This window comes from Kitasatospora sp. NPDC004240 (assembly GCF_053603215.1).
Genome location: NZ_JBSGFD010000086.1, coordinates 1 through 15,069, shown reverse-complemented (window position 1 = coordinate 15,069; position 15,069 = coordinate 1). Strand labels below are relative to the sequence as shown.

Annotated in this window: 17 protein-coding genes; 9 read left to right on the top strand and 8 right to left on the bottom strand. The window is 72.0% G+C overall.

From position 1 onward, the window contains the following. Positions 1–128: 128 nt before the first annotated feature. Entirely contained in the window at positions 129–1,142 is a 1,014-nt protein-coding gene (locus ACWEQL_RS23125) for a helix-turn-helix transcriptional regulator (protein WP_452152193.1), read from the bottom strand. A 195-nt stretch (positions 1,143–1,337) separates the two neighbouring features. On the opposite strand from ACWEQL_RS23125, the gene ACWEQL_RS23120 reads away from it, so the two are divergent. Further along, a complete protein-coding gene (locus ACWEQL_RS23120; RefSeq protein ID WP_452152192.1) occupies positions 1,338–2,039 on the top strand; it encodes an alpha/beta fold hydrolase in 702 nt (233 codons plus the stop codon). A 212-nt stretch (positions 2,040–2,251) separates the two neighbouring features. Beyond that, entirely contained in the window at positions 2,252–3,499 is a 1,248-nt protein-coding gene (locus ACWEQL_RS23115; RefSeq protein WP_452152191.1) for a glycosyltransferase, read from the top strand. A 72-nt stretch (positions 3,500–3,571) separates the two neighbouring features. Here the strand turns inward: ACWEQL_RS23115 and ACWEQL_RS23110 are convergent, their stop codons facing one another. Next, entirely contained in the window at positions 3,572–4,108 is a 537-nt protein-coding gene (locus ACWEQL_RS23110) for a hypothetical protein (protein ID WP_452152190.1), read from the bottom strand. A gap of 763 nt (positions 4,109–4,871) precedes the next feature. On the opposite strand from ACWEQL_RS23110, the gene ACWEQL_RS23105 reads away from it, so the two are divergent. Then, positions 4,872–5,387: a GNAT family N-acetyltransferase gene (locus ACWEQL_RS23105; RefSeq protein ID WP_452152189.1), complete on the top strand. Its 516-nt coding sequence runs from the start codon at positions 4,872–4,874 to the stop codon at positions 5,385–5,387. A 308-nt stretch (positions 5,388–5,695) separates the two neighbouring features. Here ACWEQL_RS23105 and ACWEQL_RS23100 read toward each other — a convergent pair whose 3' ends face one another. Beyond that, entirely contained in the window at positions 5,696–6,193 is a 498-nt protein-coding gene (locus ACWEQL_RS23100; RefSeq protein ID WP_452152188.1) for a hypothetical protein, read from the bottom strand. Positions 6,194–6,253: 60 nt separating this feature from the next. Here ACWEQL_RS23100 and ACWEQL_RS23095 point away from each other — a divergent pair, with 60 nt between their 5' ends. Then, positions 6,254–6,835, top strand: coding sequence for a hypothetical protein (locus ACWEQL_RS23095; RefSeq protein WP_452152187.1), 582 nt, complete (start codon positions 6,254–6,256; stop codon positions 6,833–6,835). 78 nt (positions 6,836–6,913) lie between these two features. On the opposite strand, the gene ACWEQL_RS23090 is transcribed toward ACWEQL_RS23095, so the two are convergent. Then, positions 6,914–7,129 (bottom strand): DUF397 domain-containing protein, encoded by a 216-nt coding sequence (locus ACWEQL_RS23090; RefSeq protein ID WP_452152186.1) that lies wholly within the window; start codon positions 7,127–7,129, stop codon positions 6,914–6,916. Between the two features lie 217 nt (positions 7,130–7,346). Here ACWEQL_RS23090 and ACWEQL_RS23085 point away from each other — a divergent pair, with 217 nt between their 5' ends. Beyond that, the gene (locus ACWEQL_RS23085; RefSeq protein ID WP_452152185.1) at positions 7,347–7,976 is read left to right on the top strand and encodes a class I SAM-dependent methyltransferase; all 630 of its coding nucleotides are present in this window, start codon (positions 7,347–7,349) and stop codon (positions 7,974–7,976) included. Positions 7,977–8,045: 69 nt separating this feature from the next. Here the strand turns inward: ACWEQL_RS23085 and ACWEQL_RS23080 are convergent, their stop codons facing one another. The 3 genes from ACWEQL_RS23080 to ACWEQL_RS23070 form a co-directional block, all read right to left on the bottom strand. Next, positions 8,046–8,258 (bottom strand): DUF397 domain-containing protein, encoded by a 213-nt coding sequence (locus ACWEQL_RS23080; RefSeq protein ID WP_452152184.1) that lies wholly within the window; start codon positions 8,256–8,258, stop codon positions 8,046–8,048. Next, positions 8,255–9,067: a helix-turn-helix domain-containing protein gene (locus ACWEQL_RS23075; RefSeq protein WP_452152183.1), complete on the bottom strand. Its 813-nt coding sequence runs from the start codon at positions 9,065–9,067 to the stop codon at positions 8,255–8,257. Before ACWEQL_RS23075 ends, ACWEQL_RS23080 begins: the two co-directional genes overlap by 4 nt. 86 nt (positions 9,068–9,153) lie before the next feature. Next, the gene (locus ACWEQL_RS23070) at positions 9,154–10,041 is read right to left on the bottom strand and encodes a hypothetical protein (RefSeq protein WP_452152182.1); all 888 of its coding nucleotides are present in this window, start codon (positions 10,039–10,041) and stop codon (positions 9,154–9,156) included. 218 nt (positions 10,042–10,259) lie between these two features. Between ACWEQL_RS23070 and ACWEQL_RS23065 the strand changes: the two genes are divergently transcribed. The 3 genes from ACWEQL_RS23065 to ACWEQL_RS23055 all read left to right on the top strand — a co-directional run bounded on the left by ACWEQL_RS23065 (position 10,260) and on the right by ACWEQL_RS23055 (position 12,267). After that, complete coding sequence (locus ACWEQL_RS23065; protein WP_452152181.1) at positions 10,260–10,691, top strand: ATP-binding protein; 432 nt, start codon at positions 10,260–10,262, stop codon at positions 10,689–10,691. A 96-nt stretch (positions 10,692–10,787) separates the two neighbouring features. Continuing rightward, positions 10,788–11,261: a carboxymuconolactone decarboxylase family protein gene (locus ACWEQL_RS23060; protein WP_452152180.1), complete on the top strand. Its 474-nt coding sequence runs from the start codon at positions 10,788–10,790 to the stop codon at positions 11,259–11,261. A gap of 76 nt (positions 11,262–11,337) precedes the next feature. Next, complete coding sequence (locus ACWEQL_RS23055; RefSeq protein WP_452152179.1) at positions 11,338–12,267, top strand: RNA polymerase sigma-70 factor; 930 nt, start codon at positions 11,338–11,340, stop codon at positions 12,265–12,267. A gap of 88 nt (positions 12,268–12,355) precedes the next feature. On the opposite strand, the gene fabV is transcribed toward ACWEQL_RS23055, so the two are convergent. Then, entirely contained in the window at positions 12,356–13,555 is a 1,200-nt protein-coding gene (gene fabV, locus ACWEQL_RS23050) for an enoyl-[acyl-carrier-protein] reductase FabV (protein WP_452152178.1), read from the bottom strand. Positions 13,556–13,825: 270 nt separating this feature from the next. On the opposite strand from fabV, the gene ACWEQL_RS23045 reads away from it, so the two are divergent. Further along, entirely contained in the window at positions 13,826–14,539 is a 714-nt protein-coding gene (locus ACWEQL_RS23045) for a hypothetical protein (protein WP_452152177.1), read from the top strand. Positions 14,540–15,069 lie beyond the last annotated feature (530 nt).

Here is a 15,069-nt window from a genome sequence, read left to right as displayed (position 1 = left end):
AGCGTGAACTTCCGGGGCGGGCCCTACGGGTCCTGAAGGCCCCGTCACAGCCGTCCGTTGATGGCCGCCATGCGGTCGTCGCGTAGGCACGCGGTGAAGGTGGAACTCCGCCGGAGCCACCGGGGAGTTCACTCGCCGACGGCACCCTGGCGCCAGCCCCGTCCCGTCCCCGGTACCGGGTCGGACACGGCCGCGCCGAGGCGGGACGCCAGGTCGGCGACCGCGTCCCGGAGCTCCGTCCCGCCCACGACGTGGAAGGCGAAGGGGACCGCCGCGAGCCACTCCTGCGCGTACATCGCCGGGTTGCGGGTACTGCCGACGAGCACGCAACGCTCTCCCGCCGGCCCGACGGGTTCGAGCCGTCCCATCGACGGCCCGACCCACGGGGCGACCCGCTCCACCGGCGCGTCGAAGAGCACCCGTGTGGGATGGGCCCATCCGGTGCCGAGGTTCTCCTCCAGCACCGCGACCGGGTCGAGGTCCTCCGGTATCCGGAGCCCGCCCGCGCTCTCCTCGGCCGCCAGCACCCGATCGATCCGGTAGGTGCGCACGGCGTCCACGCGACGGGAATGGCAGAGCAGGTACCAGCGCGCCCGGCGTACGACGACCGCCCACGGGTCCACCTCGGCCTGCCACTGGTTGCCGGCCTCGCTCCGGTAGGTGATCAGCACGCGCCGCCTGGACGCGATCGCGTTCACCAGGGTGCTCGTGACGGCGGGATCGGCGTAGGCCGCGTTCGGATCGGGCGCGGCCGCGGCGTGCTCGCGCAGCGCGGCCGCCTGACGCCCGATCCCCTCGGGCAGCGCGTGGATGACCTTGCCGAGGGCGGAGCCGACGAGGTCCCCGGGATCGGTGGCGGCGGGCCTGCCGTCGAGCACCGCCATGACCAGGCCGAGCGCCTCGCTCTGGGTGAAGGTCACCGGCGGCAGTCTGGTCCCGGGCCGCAACCGGTAGCCGCCGTGCGGGCCGCGCACGGACTCCACGGGGATGCCGGCCTCCCGGAGGATCGCGATGTAGCGACGTGCGGCGCGATCGGTCACCCCGAGCCGCTCCGCGAGCTGCTCGGCCGTCGTGCCGGGGCGGGTCCGCAGGATCTCCAGGGTGCGCAGCGCGCGGGCGGTGGGGCTCGTTCCGGTCTCCACCTCGGACAGCGTAGGTGGCTCCCTGACGATCAGGAAGCGGATCGTCCTGAACCCCTCCTAGCATGGCAGGGCCCGGTCGGGCAGGGCGCGTCCACCGCGCGGCGCCTTCGGCTGCTCCCGCCGGCCCCACCCCGGCTGCCGCCGGCCCTACTTCGGCTGTCTCTGCCCCTACCTCGACGGAAAGTTGGTCTCACCGTGGACATCCTGCTCATCGGCGGCCTGTGGCTGGACGGAACCGCGTGGGAGGCGGTGACACCGGCCCTTGAGGCTCTCGGTCACCGCCCGCGGCCGGTGGCCCTTCCGGGCCAGGGCGACGGATCCTCGTCCGCCACGCTGGACGACCAGCTGGCGGCGGTCCTCGCCGCCGTCGACGCGACGGAGGAGAAGCCCCTGCTCGTGGCGCACTCGGCCGCCTGCACCCTCGGCTGGCTGGCCGCCGACGCACGCCCGGGGCGGATCGCCGAGCTGGCGCTGATCGGCGGTTTCCCCAAGGAGGACGGCCAGCCGTACGCCGACTTCTTCGAGATGCGCGACGGCGCCATGCCCTTCCCCGGCTGGGGCCCGTTCGAGGGCGCGGACAGCGCCGACCTCGACGAGGAGCTGCGGCGGCGCATCGAAGCCGCTGCCGTCCCCGTCCCCGAGCAGGTGGCCAGGGGCGTGGTCCGGCTGTCGGACGAGCGCCGCTTCGAGGTTCCGGTCGTGGTGGTCTGCCCGGAGTTCACTCCGGAGCAGGCCCGGGAATGGATCGCCGCCGGCGAGTCGCCGGAGCTCTCCAGGGCCGCGCGGGTCGAGTTCGTCGACATCGACTCCGGCCACTGGCCGATGTTCTCCGAGCCGGCCGAACTCGCCCGCCTTCTCGGGGCATTGGCAGCCGGGGTTTCACCGTCCGCCGGCTGAACACCGGTCGCGAACCGGACGGCCGTCACCGGGCGGCGCAGCGTGACCGATTCGAGCGGCTCGCCGCAATTCATGCTCCGGACACGAAAGAAGACGGGACATCGCTCCCCGCCACTCTCAACATATAGCGCACCCCGGGGCTTGCGGCAAGGCCCGGGGTATGGCGCAGAATTCCCGATCGACGCTGTGATCAAGGGAAATGAGAGACCGTCATGCGCGTGTTGTTGATGTCCTACGGTTCGCGGGGCGACATCGAGCCGATGCTGGGGCTGGCCGCGCGGTTGCGGGCACTCGGGACGGAGGTGCGGGTGTGCGCGCCGCCGGACTTCGCGGAGTTGCTGGCCGCCGCCGACCTCCCGCTGTCGCCGATCGGCGCGCCGGTGCGGCCGGTGGTGCAGGGGGTGGTGAGCGGGAAGGCGCCGATGCCGGCGGAGGGGCTGCCGCAGCGCGCGGCCGCCCTGGTCGCCACGACGTACGAGGCGGTCGTCGAGGCGGCCGAGGGGTGCGACGCCGTGGTGGCGACCGGCCTGCTGCCGGCGGCGGCCGGTGCGCGGTCGGCGGCCGAGAAGCTGGGCATCCCGTACGTGTTCGTGGCGTACTTCCCGTCCTACCTGCCCTCGCCGCACCACCCGCCGTTCGCGCGCCCGGGCAGGCCGTTCCCTCCCGGGGTGAGCGACAACCGGGTGCTGTGGGACCTCGACGTCGAGGTCATGAACGAGCTCTTCGGCACCGGTCTCAACCACCACCGCGAGTCGGTCGGCCTGCCCCTCGTGGACGACTTCCGCGACTACGTCCTCACCGACCGGCCCTGGCTGGCCTCCGACCCGACGCTGAGCCCGTGGCTCCGGCCTGCGGAGCTGGACGTGGTGCAGACCGGCGCCTGGTTCCGGCCGGGCGCACGTCCGCTCCCGGCCGAGCTGGAGGCCTTCCTGGACGCCGGCACCCCGCCGGTGTACGTGGGCTTCGGCAGCATCCCGATGCGGGACGCGGGGGACGTCGCCAAGGCCGCCATCGAGGCGGTCCGCGTGCAGGGGCGTCGGGTCCTGGTGTCGGGCGGCTGGGCCGACCTGGCCCTGATCGACGACCAGGACGACTGCCTCGCCGTCGGCGACGTCGACCACCACGTCCTCTTCCCCCGCGTGGCCGCCGTCGTCCACCACGGCGGCGCCGGTACGACCACCACGGCCGCCCGCGCCGGTGCGCCCCAGATCGTGGTCCCCCAGATGGCCGACCAGCCGTACTGGGCGGGCCGGGTGGCCGACCTGGGCATCGGCGTGGCCCACGACGGCCCGAACCCAACCTTCGAGTCGCTCTCCGCCGCGCTCGCCACGGCACTGGACGAGGGGACCCGCGAACGGGCGGCCGCGCTGGCCGCCGCCATCGGCGGCGACGGCGTGGAGGTGGCGGCGGGGCTGCTGCTCGACGTCGTCCGGCGGACGGGGGCGCCGGAGTCCGGGTGAGCCACGCCCCGGGGGCACCACCCGCGCGGTGGTGCCCCCGGGTCCCTGCACCTGACGGCCGCCCGTAGGTGATCAGTACGTGTAGCCGGGCCAGTGCGGATCGTGCCAGCGGGCGGGCCCGGTGAGACCGATCAGCCTCAGGCGTTGGAGCAGGTCGTCCGGGGCGTCGTGCGCTCGCAGCCGAGCGGGGGCGTGGCGGGTGAGCCAGGCGGTGAGGACCGCCAGCATCTCGTCCTTGTCGTACCAGGTCCACCAGGGAAGTTCGTCGGCGAGCAGGTCGTAGTCCCACGTGTCCACCGCCTCCGCGAGGTTCCGGTCGGCGATCGGGTGCTCCAGCGCCTCCCAGACGTCGAGCCACGGGCTCAGTTCGCCCGACGCCTCGACGCACAGGGCGAGCGTCCGGGAGATGTGCCCGAAGGGGCCGGTGGTGACGAGGCTGTGGGCCCAGAACGCGTGCAGGAACTCCCGCACGGCCGCGGCCTGCTCCCGCGGCCACTCCTGCCACTTCCCGCGGGCGATCGAGACGCCGATCTCGTCCCGGTACCGGAACGACTCCGATCGGCTGTCGAGGAGGGTGCCCGCGAGCTGGGGCAGGATGCGGCGGAGCACCGCGCCGTGGTCTCTCCAATCCGTAGGCTGCCAGGCCCGCCGGAGGAGGTCGAGGTCGAGCCGCACGTCCGGCGTCTTGAGGAGGGCGAGCTCCTCCGCACTGCCCCAGTGGCACTCGCAGTTGCTCTCCCCGGGGCGAGCGGTCGCCCCGCGGAAGACCGTGAGGCCCTCCGGGCCGTATCGAGGCGAACCTTCGCCTGTCGAGCGTGGATGTCGGTCATCGGCGTCTGCCTTCACGGACTCCGCAGGGGTGCGCCCGGCGAAGATCCCTACGCTACCGATCGCCGGGCCGAGGCGATCCAGCAGGCCTGCCCTCCCCCACAGCCGGCCCAACGCCGCCTGTTGCGGCAGCCGGGCCACCGGATCAGCGGCGGAGCCGTCACACCATCCGGATCGCTCGCGTCCTGCACACGCTCGGGGAACCGGAGGCGGCGCACACCGAGTTCGTCGCCGCCCTCTCCGCCCGACGGGAGCAACCCGACAACTCCCACCCCGGCACCGCCGCCACCTGCCGGGAATGCGCCCAGGTCCTCCACGACATCGAGAGCTCGTAGTCCCATCCCGTCCTGGGAATCGGCTGTCGGATCCCACTCGCTTGAAGGGCGCTGACGAGCCGGCCTCCCTGCTGTCACGCCGGGCCGGAACGGACGGCACAAGGGCGAGAAAAGACGGATCGGTCGGGAACGGCTGTAGGAGGCTTCCTTCGCAGGCAGTACGCACACCGACGGTAGATCGCAGCGGCCTGGATCGATAGGGTCGACGCATGCTTGAACTGATCGCGCCCGCTGCCCACTTGCATTCCGCCTGGCTTGAGGCGCATCACGAATGGGGCCCCGGCCTCCACGAGGACGGCTTCGGGGTGATGCCGTCCGACGAGGTCGACTCGCCGGAAGGGTTCGTGGCGTGGGTGGGTCGGCTGGCGGACCGGTCGGACCCCAAGGAGTTTGCGAACGGCCGGGGTTGTACGTATCGATGGATCGTCGAGGGCGACCGGGTGCACGGCGGGATCGTCCTGCGACAAGGGCCCGACGACTACGTGCTGCGGTTCGGGCACATCGGCTACGGCATCCGGCCGTCCTCGCGTCGACGCGGGCTGGCCACCTGGGCGTTGGGCCGAATGCTCGACGAGGCGCGGGCGCTCGGCCTGGACCGGGTGCTGATCGTCTGCGAGGCCGACAACCTTGCCTCGGTGAGGACGGTCGAGCATCACGGCGGCGTCCTCGAAGGCGTCCAGGACACCGAGCACGGCCCCGTGCGACGGTACTGGATAGGTTTCTGATCGTGTAGGCGGGCAGTGCCGCCGTGTCGATGAACGCACAGGCCTGAACCTGCGCTCGCGACGGTGCCGGAGTGCCACGGCGGCGCCCCGTTGCCGACCCGCCCGAGGCGGCCCGGTGCGACGGCCGGTGCAGCCGAACGGCCCCGCCGGCGCTCACGGCCGTCGCCGGCATCTGACGGGCACAGTTCGGCGACCAGCACCCGTACACGCTCACCGCCCGACACGAACTCGCCCGTGTCCTGCGGGACATCGGAAGCTCGTAGCCCACCCCGTGTTGCAAGTGGCTGCCCACTGCATCGTCGTCGAAGCTACTTGGGGTCTTCGCTGGCCCAGGGATGGACGAAGCGGTCCGGAGGTAGTTGCCATGCCTTGAGCACGATGTCCAGGTCGGGCTCGTTCGCCGCCGAAGCGGTTTGCACGAGTTCCGCACCGATGTCGTAGTCGAAGCCTTCGATGCGATCGGCCTCGTACTCCCAATGTTCCAGGAGGAAGCTTCGGCCCGAGTCGCTGCGAGCCCAGCCCTCGTCCCGGGCCTGGGCATCGGGTGCGCTCAAGCTCGGGGTGATGTCCACGAACGCACGGCGGCCGGGCCTCGATGCCGGCACCTCTGTGACGAGCCGTCTGCCGAGTCGGAGTGCGGCCAGCTTCTCCGTAGGCCAGTTCGATGCAGTGCTCATGGGGTTCATTGTGATGGTCGCGAGCAGGACGGATTCGACGAAGGCCTCGGCCTCCGGCGCGACAGCCGGAATCGGCGTGAGTGGTGCCCGTCCATCGGGATGCGAAGCGAGGGCGGCTGCGCGTAGCATCCGCCCGTCCATACGCACACGTGTTCAATCCGGGGAGCTCCGCCCGTGCAGCAAAGATCCATGGCCTCACAGGTCGCCCGCGCTTCCGCGGTGCTGGTGCTGGGGGCGACCCTCGGGGCGTGCACGGCCGGCGTGGACGCCCCGCTGCCGCCCCCGCTGCCTTCGACCGTCAAGTCGCCGGAAGAGGCGGAGAAATGGGCGAACCAGCTGCACGACCACGTGCTGCAGGCGGCGGGAGGCCCGACCCGCAACCCGTGGGTGGGGCACATCTCCGCCAAGTACCGGTGCCCGGGTCTGGGCCATGGCATCGCGGAGCCGGGCGAGCCCTACCAGTTCACGTCCCTGACCAGTCTGGAGGTTCCGGACGGCCAGCGCGTCGAGATGACCCGCAGGGTGCGGGACGCGCTCGCGGGTGAGGGACTGAGGATCAGCGAGTACGAGGAGTCCACGGCCGGATCCCCTTCCGCCGCTCCCACCATCGAGTTCCGGGCCGACCATCCGGGCGAGCACTACGTCGTCGGCCTGAGCAGCACCAAGCCGGGCGAGGGTGTGTCCATCACCGTCACCCTGCCCTGTCTGCAGCCGCCGTCGTCGCCCGGCACTTCGTCGCCGAGTCCCTCGGTCACCGCACCAGCGGCGTGAGGTGATGTGCGGCCCGGTCGGCGACGGTGAGGCTGTCGCTGCGCCGCCGGGCAGCACCACCGATCGAGGCCAAATCGATCACGACCGATGAGTGGAGGCGAAGCGCACGAACGCCGTCCACGCGCCCGGGTCGACATGGAGTACCGCACCCTCCGGGTCCTTGGAGTCACGGACGTGAACGACGTCCGCCGCCAGGGCGACTTCCACACACTGGCCGCCTTCGGCTCCGCTGTGGCTGCTCTTGAACCAGACCAGGTCCTCTATAGCTTCGACGGCAGGATCGATCGCGCTCATGGCTCTCCCGGCAGGCTCTCGGCGTAGGTCGATGACTCGCGAAGCGTCAGTGCCCGTGGTCGGGTGACGCTTCGAACGAGCACCAGTGTTCTACGGCCCTGCGTGTCCGCATACCCGCCCCCTGCTGAGCGGGCTGGCGGGCGGCGCGGCACAGTGTGATGCGTTCTCCTCCGGTTTGCTCTGGTCAAAGCCATGGCCGCATGTAGATACTAGCCAGATGGATAGCACCTCTATCCGCGACGCCTATGACGCGGTCGCGGATGTCTACGCGGACGGTTTCACTGCGGACCTGGCCTCCAAGCCGTTGGACCGCGCCATGCTCACGGCGTTCGCCGAGCAGGTCCCGGCGGGCGGTCCCGTGGCCGATGTCGGGTGCGGACCGGCGCAGGTGGCGTGCTTCCTGGACGACCTCGGTGTGCCGGTGATGGGTGTCGACCTGTCGCCGGGCATGGTCGAGGTGGCACAGAAGCGACGGCCCGGCCTCGACGTGCGGGTCGGTTCGATGCTGGACCTTCCGCTGGAGGACGGGGAACTCGCCGGTATCGCGGCGTTCTACGCCCTGATCCATCTGCGGGCCGAGGAACGAGCGCTCGCGTATGCGGAGTTCGCCCGGGTGCTGCGGCCCGGGGGCCTCGTCCTCGCCGCCTTCCACGCGGGCGAGGAGGTCCGGCACCGGGACTCCTGGTTCGACCGGCCGGTGTCGCTCGACTTCTTCGCCCTGCGACCCGAGGAGGTCGCGGCAGGCCTCACCGCCGCCGGGTTCACCATGGAGGCGACGCTGATCCGGGGTCCGTACCCCGGCGAGGCCGACACCGAGCGCGCGTACCTCCTGGCCCGCAAGCCGTAGCCGTTGGAGCGACGCCCCTTACCGGCACCTGGCGAGAGCCGGCGCCGGTAGGGGGGAGGCGCCCCCGGATCAGAGCTGTTGCGCGGCGGCGAAGCGCAGGAACGCCGTCCATGCGGCCGGATCGAGGCGGAGCGCGGCCCCGTCCGGGTCCTTGGAGTCACGGACGTGAACGGCGTCCGCCGCGAGGGCCACCTCCACGCACTGGCCGCCCTCTTCACTGCTGTAGCTGCTCTTCACCCACGTCACCGCCGACGAGGTGGGCACGGCTTCGTCAACACTCATGGCTCTCCCAACAACCTCTCGACGAACGCTCGGGACTCGTGAGGTGTGAGCGCCTGAGCACGCAGGATCCCGTACTTGACCTCAAGCCCGCGCACCTGCTCGCGTTCCGTGTGCACGTGGCTCACGTTCTGCACCTCAACGTAGGCGATCCTGCGCCCATCCCGCGTCTCGAACAAGGTGAACGGGCCTGCCAGTCCAGCGTTCTGGGCCCGCTGCAGTGGCATGATCTGGACCTCGATGTTGCGCTGCTGGCCGATCAGAAGAATCTGTTCGAGCTGACCGCGCAACACGGCGGACCCGCCGATGGGCCTTCGCAGAGCCGACTCGTCGATCACGAAGCTCATGACCGGCGCCGGGCGCCTGGCCAAGAGGGACTGGCGCGCCAGTCGGGCGGAGACCCGCTGCTCGATGACATCGTCGTCCAGCGGCGGCCGCATCATCGAGAGCACCGCCCGTGCGTACTCCTCCGTCTGCAGAAGGCCGTTGACCACCAGGGCGTCGTAGGCGTGCAACTCCACCGCCTCCGCCTCCAGCTTCGCGGCGTCGCGGAAGAACGCGGGGTACCGGGCCCGCGCGACCTCGTCCTTCATCGCGATCAGGACGCCACCGGCCCGGAGGGCCTGGTCGGCCCGCTCGATCAGCTCCGGTTTCGGGATGCGGCGGCCGAGTTCGACTGAGGCGATCTGGTCCTCGCCGTAGCCGAGTTGGGCTCCGAGCTGGGTGCGGGAGAGCCCTTCCCGTTCGCGCAGGATCCGCAACTGTCGGCCGAAGCCGCGCAGCAGCCCCCCGCTCTCGTCCTGTTCCGCCATGCCTGCCGGCCACCTCCGACCCACCCAACACTCGTACACGATCGGCTATCGCCACGATACGGAACGCGACCGCCCCGGCGGGCCGTCTACGGCGCGGGCACCGGTTCCGGGCGGCGCAGGAGGCCTCGAGCGCGCTCCGCTCCGCGCCGGTTGCGCTCCACGGTGGCCGGGTCGAGGCCGTACGCGGCCGCCGGGGCAACTCCCGCGCAGCGGCAGCAGATCGCGCCGCCGCCCGCGACCGGGGCGGCACAGTGGGCACACTCCCCCATCGCCCGGGGCGCGGGGATGGCCGCCGGAGCAGCCAGCGGCGGCATCTTGCGTTCGAGGCGCGAGCGTACGAGGCCGGCGGCCGAGAGGACGCGCGGGGGCAGGCCGTTGAGCAGGGCGTCGCGGAGGCGGCCGATGTCGGGGTCGCGGGTGAGCCAGTCCGCCACCAGGGGTGCCAGGTCGAGGGCTTCGGCCGCGCCGAGGCGCAAGCGCCCGTCTCTGGCGGTCAGCCGCCCGAGCAGACCGGCTGCCGCTGCCGTTTCCTCCGCATCGGAGGCATCGGAGTCGGGGAGGGAGGTGTTCACCTCGTTCTTCCTACCTCGGGGGGAAGTGCCGACGGCCCGACTGTCCGGTTCACCGAGTGCCGGGTTTGGGGCAGCACTTCGCCACACGGCCTCGATCTCGTCGAGCTCGGTGAGCGGCACGCTGCTGATGAGGACTCGCGTCGTCCAGGTGCCCTTGGTCGGGTGCTGGGTGCGGCGGATGTGGAGGAATCCCTCCTCGATCAGCTGCGACCGTGCACGCGAGACGGCCGTACGCCCCTCGGGCATCCGCTTGCCGATGGTGAGCAGGGTGTCGCGACTGCCGGGCGGGAGGGACAGCGCCCAGAGCAGCAGGGTCTTGGACGTGGCCCGCAGCCGCGGGTGACGGATGATCTCGTGTGACGCCCGTACGAAACGTTCGGGCGCGCTAAAGTGAACGTGCATGAGGAGGTCTAGCTCCTTGTGTCGGGCCCCGGGGTGTTGGCGCACCGCCGGGGTCAACTATGCCTCTGTAGCCGGACAGTAGCACGGCGTGACGACCTCCCGCCGCCCGATCCGGAATCCGCAGCGCCGTACAGAACCACCCCAACCGCCGTACAACCCCTGTCCGTACGCGCGTCGTCGCTGGTCACGGCCCTGCTGCGACATGCAGGCTCAGCGGCATGACACAGCCACAGACCTGCACCCCGCTGCGGGAGTTCGACCTCCGCTTCAGTTCGACCCCGCGCGGTGCCCGCCTCGCCCGCAGGCTCGTCTCGCACCGGCTCGACGACTGGGGGTACGACTACGACTCCCCGCCCAACGAGGCACTGACGGCGATCACCGCCGAGCTCGCCGCCAATGCCGTCCGCCACGGCCACGTTCCCGGACGGGACTTCGCCATCCGGATTGCCGAAGGCACAAAGACGGTACGCGTCGAGGTGTCCGACACTCGCGCCGAGTGTGCTCCCCCGACGGCCGCACACCAGCCGGGCCCGGACGCCGAATCGGGCCGCGGACTGCTCCTCGTCGCGGCGCTCGCCACGCGCTGGGGCACCACGCCGCGCCCGGTTGGGCCCGGCAAGACCGTCTGGGCCGAATGCGCCCTGAACTAGCGGCGAGACTCAGGTCACATTTCGCCGATGTCACAGTGCGCCGGGCTGTCCCGTCTCAAGGGGTGAAGTCCCGAACGCACACAGGAGGACACGGTCATGGACGCGCGACTGAACTACTTCACCAGCCAGACCGCCGGCAGGGCCCTGAAGCACGTCATGGCGGCGGGCAAGACGCTCAAGGAGTCCGATCTGCCGTCCGCCACCCAGGAGTTGGTGGCGCTGCGCGTCAGCCAGATCAACGGGTGTGCCGTCTGCATCGACATGCACACCAAGGAGGCCGCCGCGGTCGGCGAGAGCGCGGTGCGGCTGAACCTGGTCGCGGCGTGGCGGGAGGCCACGGTGTACACCGAGGCGGAGCGGGCCGCGCTGGCCTTCGCGGAGGCGGGGACCCGCATCGCGGACGGGGCCGGCGGGGTGGACGACGAGGTGTGGGCGAAGGCCGCCGAGCACTACGACGAGGAGCAGCTCACCGCCCTGACCATGCTGGTCGCGTTCATGAACTTCGCGAACCGGCTGAACGTCATCGCCCGCCAGCCCGCCGGTGACTACGAGGTCGGCCGGTTCCACTGACCGACGGCGGGCCACCGGCCGGGGTCGGTGGCCCGCTCGCCCACCATCACGTGAACACGTCGGAGGGAAAGTCGGGATGACCAAGGTCGAGGAGTTCGAGGAGCTGCGGCCGCTGCTGTTCTCGATCGCGTACCGGATCCTGGGCAGCGTCGGCGACGCCGAGGACGCGGTGCAGGAGACCTGGCTGCGGTACGACCTCTCGACGAGCGAGCCCGTCTCGACCAAGGCGTACCTGTCCACCACCGTGACCCGGATCGCCATCGACGTCCTGCGTTCCGCACGGGTGCGGCGCGAGGAGTACGTGGGCCCGTGGTTCCCCGAACCGCTGCTCGCCGACCCGTACGAGGACCCGGCGCGGGCGGCCGAGCTCGCCGACTCGCTCTCGATGGCGGCGCTGGTGCTGCTGGAACGGCTCAGCCCGCTGGAGCGGGCGGTGTTCGTGCTGCGCCAGGTGTTCGGCTTCGGGTTCGACGAGGTGGCCGCGGCGATGGGGCGGTCGGAGGCGGCCTGCCGGCAGCTGCTGGTACGGGCCCGGCGGCACATGGAGGCCGGGCGCCCCCGCTTCGCCGCTGACCGCGAGGAGCGGCAGCGGCTGGCGACCCGGTTCTTCGACGCCCTGCGGGACGGCGACGTGGGCGGGCTGCGCAGTCTGCTGTCCGCCGACGTCGAGCTGGTCGGCGACGGCGGCGGCAAGGCCCCCCAGCTGGCCAGGACCATCGTCGGCGCCGACAACGTGGCCCGGCTGCTGGCCGCGTCCTACCCCCGGATGGCGCTGGTCGACATCCACGTCGAGCCGCACGAGGTCAACGGCCAGCCGGGCGGGATCGTCCGCGACCGCGACGGCAAGGTGCTCCAGACCCTGGTCCTCGACATCCTCGACGGCCGGATCCGGACCATCCGCGGCGTCATCAACCCCGACAAGCTCGCCCACCTGGGCCCGGTCGCCGACGCCTGGGCCCTCGCCCGCGAGGTGAAGGAGACCCGGCGGCGGACGGAACGGGCCTGACGACCGCCGCCCGGGAGGGTGCACTTCCCGGGCGGCGCTTCACCACGGGGACGTCCTCACGCGGGCTTGTGGACGACCCCTCACCGGCTCAGATCGTGGACGGCCAGGCGACCGTCGTCTCCGCCGGGGCGTCGTAGTCGGTGCCGGGGACGTGCCAGCCGTAGAGCCGGCCGACCTGCGTCCGGAACCACTCGGTGTCCGCGAGCCCGGCCAGGGTCCCGGTGGTCGCGGCGGCCCAGCGCTCGTGGACCTCCGCCTGAACCTTGTCGTCCATCTCCCAGCCGTCGAGGCGGATCCGCTGCTCCTCGTCGAGCTGGAGCGACACCGCGCCGGTGAGCTGCCGCCAGAGGGCGGCGGCCTGCTGGCCGGTGCTCTGGAAGTCCTCGCCGAGGACGGCGTGGAGCAGGCTGGTGTAGAGCGCGATCGACGGGATGGCGGTCGAGGCCTGGGTGACGGCCGCGCCGGCGACCACGGTGTGCGCCTGCCCGCCGAACGGGGCCAGGTCCTGCTGGAGGCTGCGCGCGGTGTCCTCCAGGTGCTTCTTGGCCGCGCCGATGGTGCCGGCCCGGTAGATCGGCGCGGTCAGGTCGGAGCCCACGTAGGAGAGCGCCACCGTGTGGAAGCCGTCGTGGATCAGACCGCGGTCGACCAGGGCATCGATCCACAGCTTCCAGTCGGCGCCGCCCATGACCTGCACGGTCGCGTCGCGCTCGGCATCGACGGCGGGCTCCATGTCCAGGGCGCCGACGAGCGGGGACTCGCCCTCGAACTGCAGGGTCTTGGCCCGGTAGGCGGCGCCCAGGGGCTTCAGCACCGAGCTGTGGACCTCCCCGGTGACGGGGTCGGTGCGGCGGGGCGCGGCGACGCTGTAGACGAGGTAGTCGACCTTGCCGTACCGGGCGGCGAGGTGGTCCAGCGCCTGCTCCTTGGCGGCGAGGGAGAAGGCGTCCGCGTTGAGGAAGGCGAAGTCGGCGTCCGGCCCGGCGAGTTCGGCGGTCCGGGCCGTCCGGTACCAGCCCGCCGAGGCGGTGCGGCGCTCGGTCTCCGGCGCCTCGAAGGCGATGCCGAGGCCGCGCATGCCGTACGTACGCAGCGCGGTCACGGTGGCGGCGAGACCGTACCCGGCGCTGGAGCCGATGACCAGGGCGACCGGCCCCTCCCCGCCGGCCGGGGCGGCGGGCGCGGGGGTGCGCTGCCACAGCTCGTCGACGACGGCGGCGCAGCCCTCGGGGTGGGAGTTGACGTAGAGGAAGCCCCGGTTGCCGGGCTTGATCTCGCGCAGAGTCATCGGTTTCCTTCGTGCAGGGGAGTCATCGCCGCCCCGGTGGAGCGCGTACGCGACCGGCACCGGGCAGAGGTCCGACGGCTCCGCCGAGACGAAGGGCGGAGGTCACGGGCCCGCTACGGGTGCCGGCCGGATCTCCATCCTGACCGGTCGGCGCACACGGCGATGTGACGACATGCGACAGGGTCCGCGCACGAATCTTGTCGAGGTCGCTGAGACGGTGACCCCGGACCGGGGTCGGCTTCCACGGGTCGGAGTTCGTAGGCTGACCCGGTGACGGACGACGGTGGATTCGCGGTGATGCTGGGGCGGTTGGCGCAGCGGCGTGGGCTCGACCGGGCAACCCTGCTACGGGAAGCCGGGGTTGGGGCGGGTGAGCTGCGGAGCCCGGAGGCGCTGCGGCGGGTGGCGGCCGTGCTCGGGTGGCACGCGGCGGACGTGTTCGCGCTGGCGGGGGCGGGGTTGCCCGACGATCTGGCGCCGGTGGACCGGGCGGCGGGGTCGCAGGTGCATGCACTCGCGCGGTCGGTCCTCGCGCTGGGGGCCGAGGAGCGCGAGGCGGTCCGCCGGTTCGCGGCCTCGCTGCCCGACGAGTCGGCGGGACGGGCCGTACGGCAGCCCGCCGCCTACATGGCGTACCCGCCGGGGCCCGGCGCCGTGCTGATACGGATGGCCTGGAACCGGAACCTGGACTGGATGGCGACCGCCATGACCGTCGGGGTCGTGACGCCCCGCAACTGGTCCGCCGTGAGCTACGGCTCGGTGGGGCGGGCGACCACCCCGGTGACGTCCGAGCTCCTGGCCGACTTCTGCGCCGTGCTCGACGTGCCCGCGGACGACCTGTCGGCGGTGACCGGCGTCGCCCTGCCCACCGCCTCCGCCACCCGGGCACCCACCCCTGTGGCCGAACTCATCTGGATTGTAAGGAGGTTGAGCGGAGAACAGGTGGCGATGGTCGTGGAGTTCGCGACATCGCCGACCGGGTAGCGGGGCCGGCCCCCGGATGCCGTCCAAGAGCACACGGTTGCCGCGGCACCGGCTAGTGCCGCGAGGACGGCGCGCTGCGGTGGGCGGCGCTGCCCACCAGCATCCGGTAGACCGCGACAGCCAGCCACCATTGTGAGGATGGGCGGGCGCTGCAGCTGGGAGGCAACCGGTACGTGCTGTCGTCAGCCACGGCTGGCAACCGGGGCCGGTTCCGGTGACTCGCAGCCGTCGTCAGCGTTGCCGCTCGCGTTCGCGCTGCCGCAGCACACGGCTGATCGCGGAGTCACCCTGTTCGCCAGACGCTGGCCCGATTCACTGGATGCCGGCTCGTCTGCGATCGATGTGCCGGCGCGGTCGCCGGTGCCCGGCAGGTCCTTGGCGAGCCGGCCTGCGAGTGCGCTCACCGGGCATCGACCGGGTGAGGACGCCGAGTGTGAGCAGAGCGAGCGCCGGCAGCACGGCGACGATGATTCCCATCGGCAAGGCGTCGGTGGCGCCACCCGCGCCGGCCAGCGGAGCAAGTGCCCCGC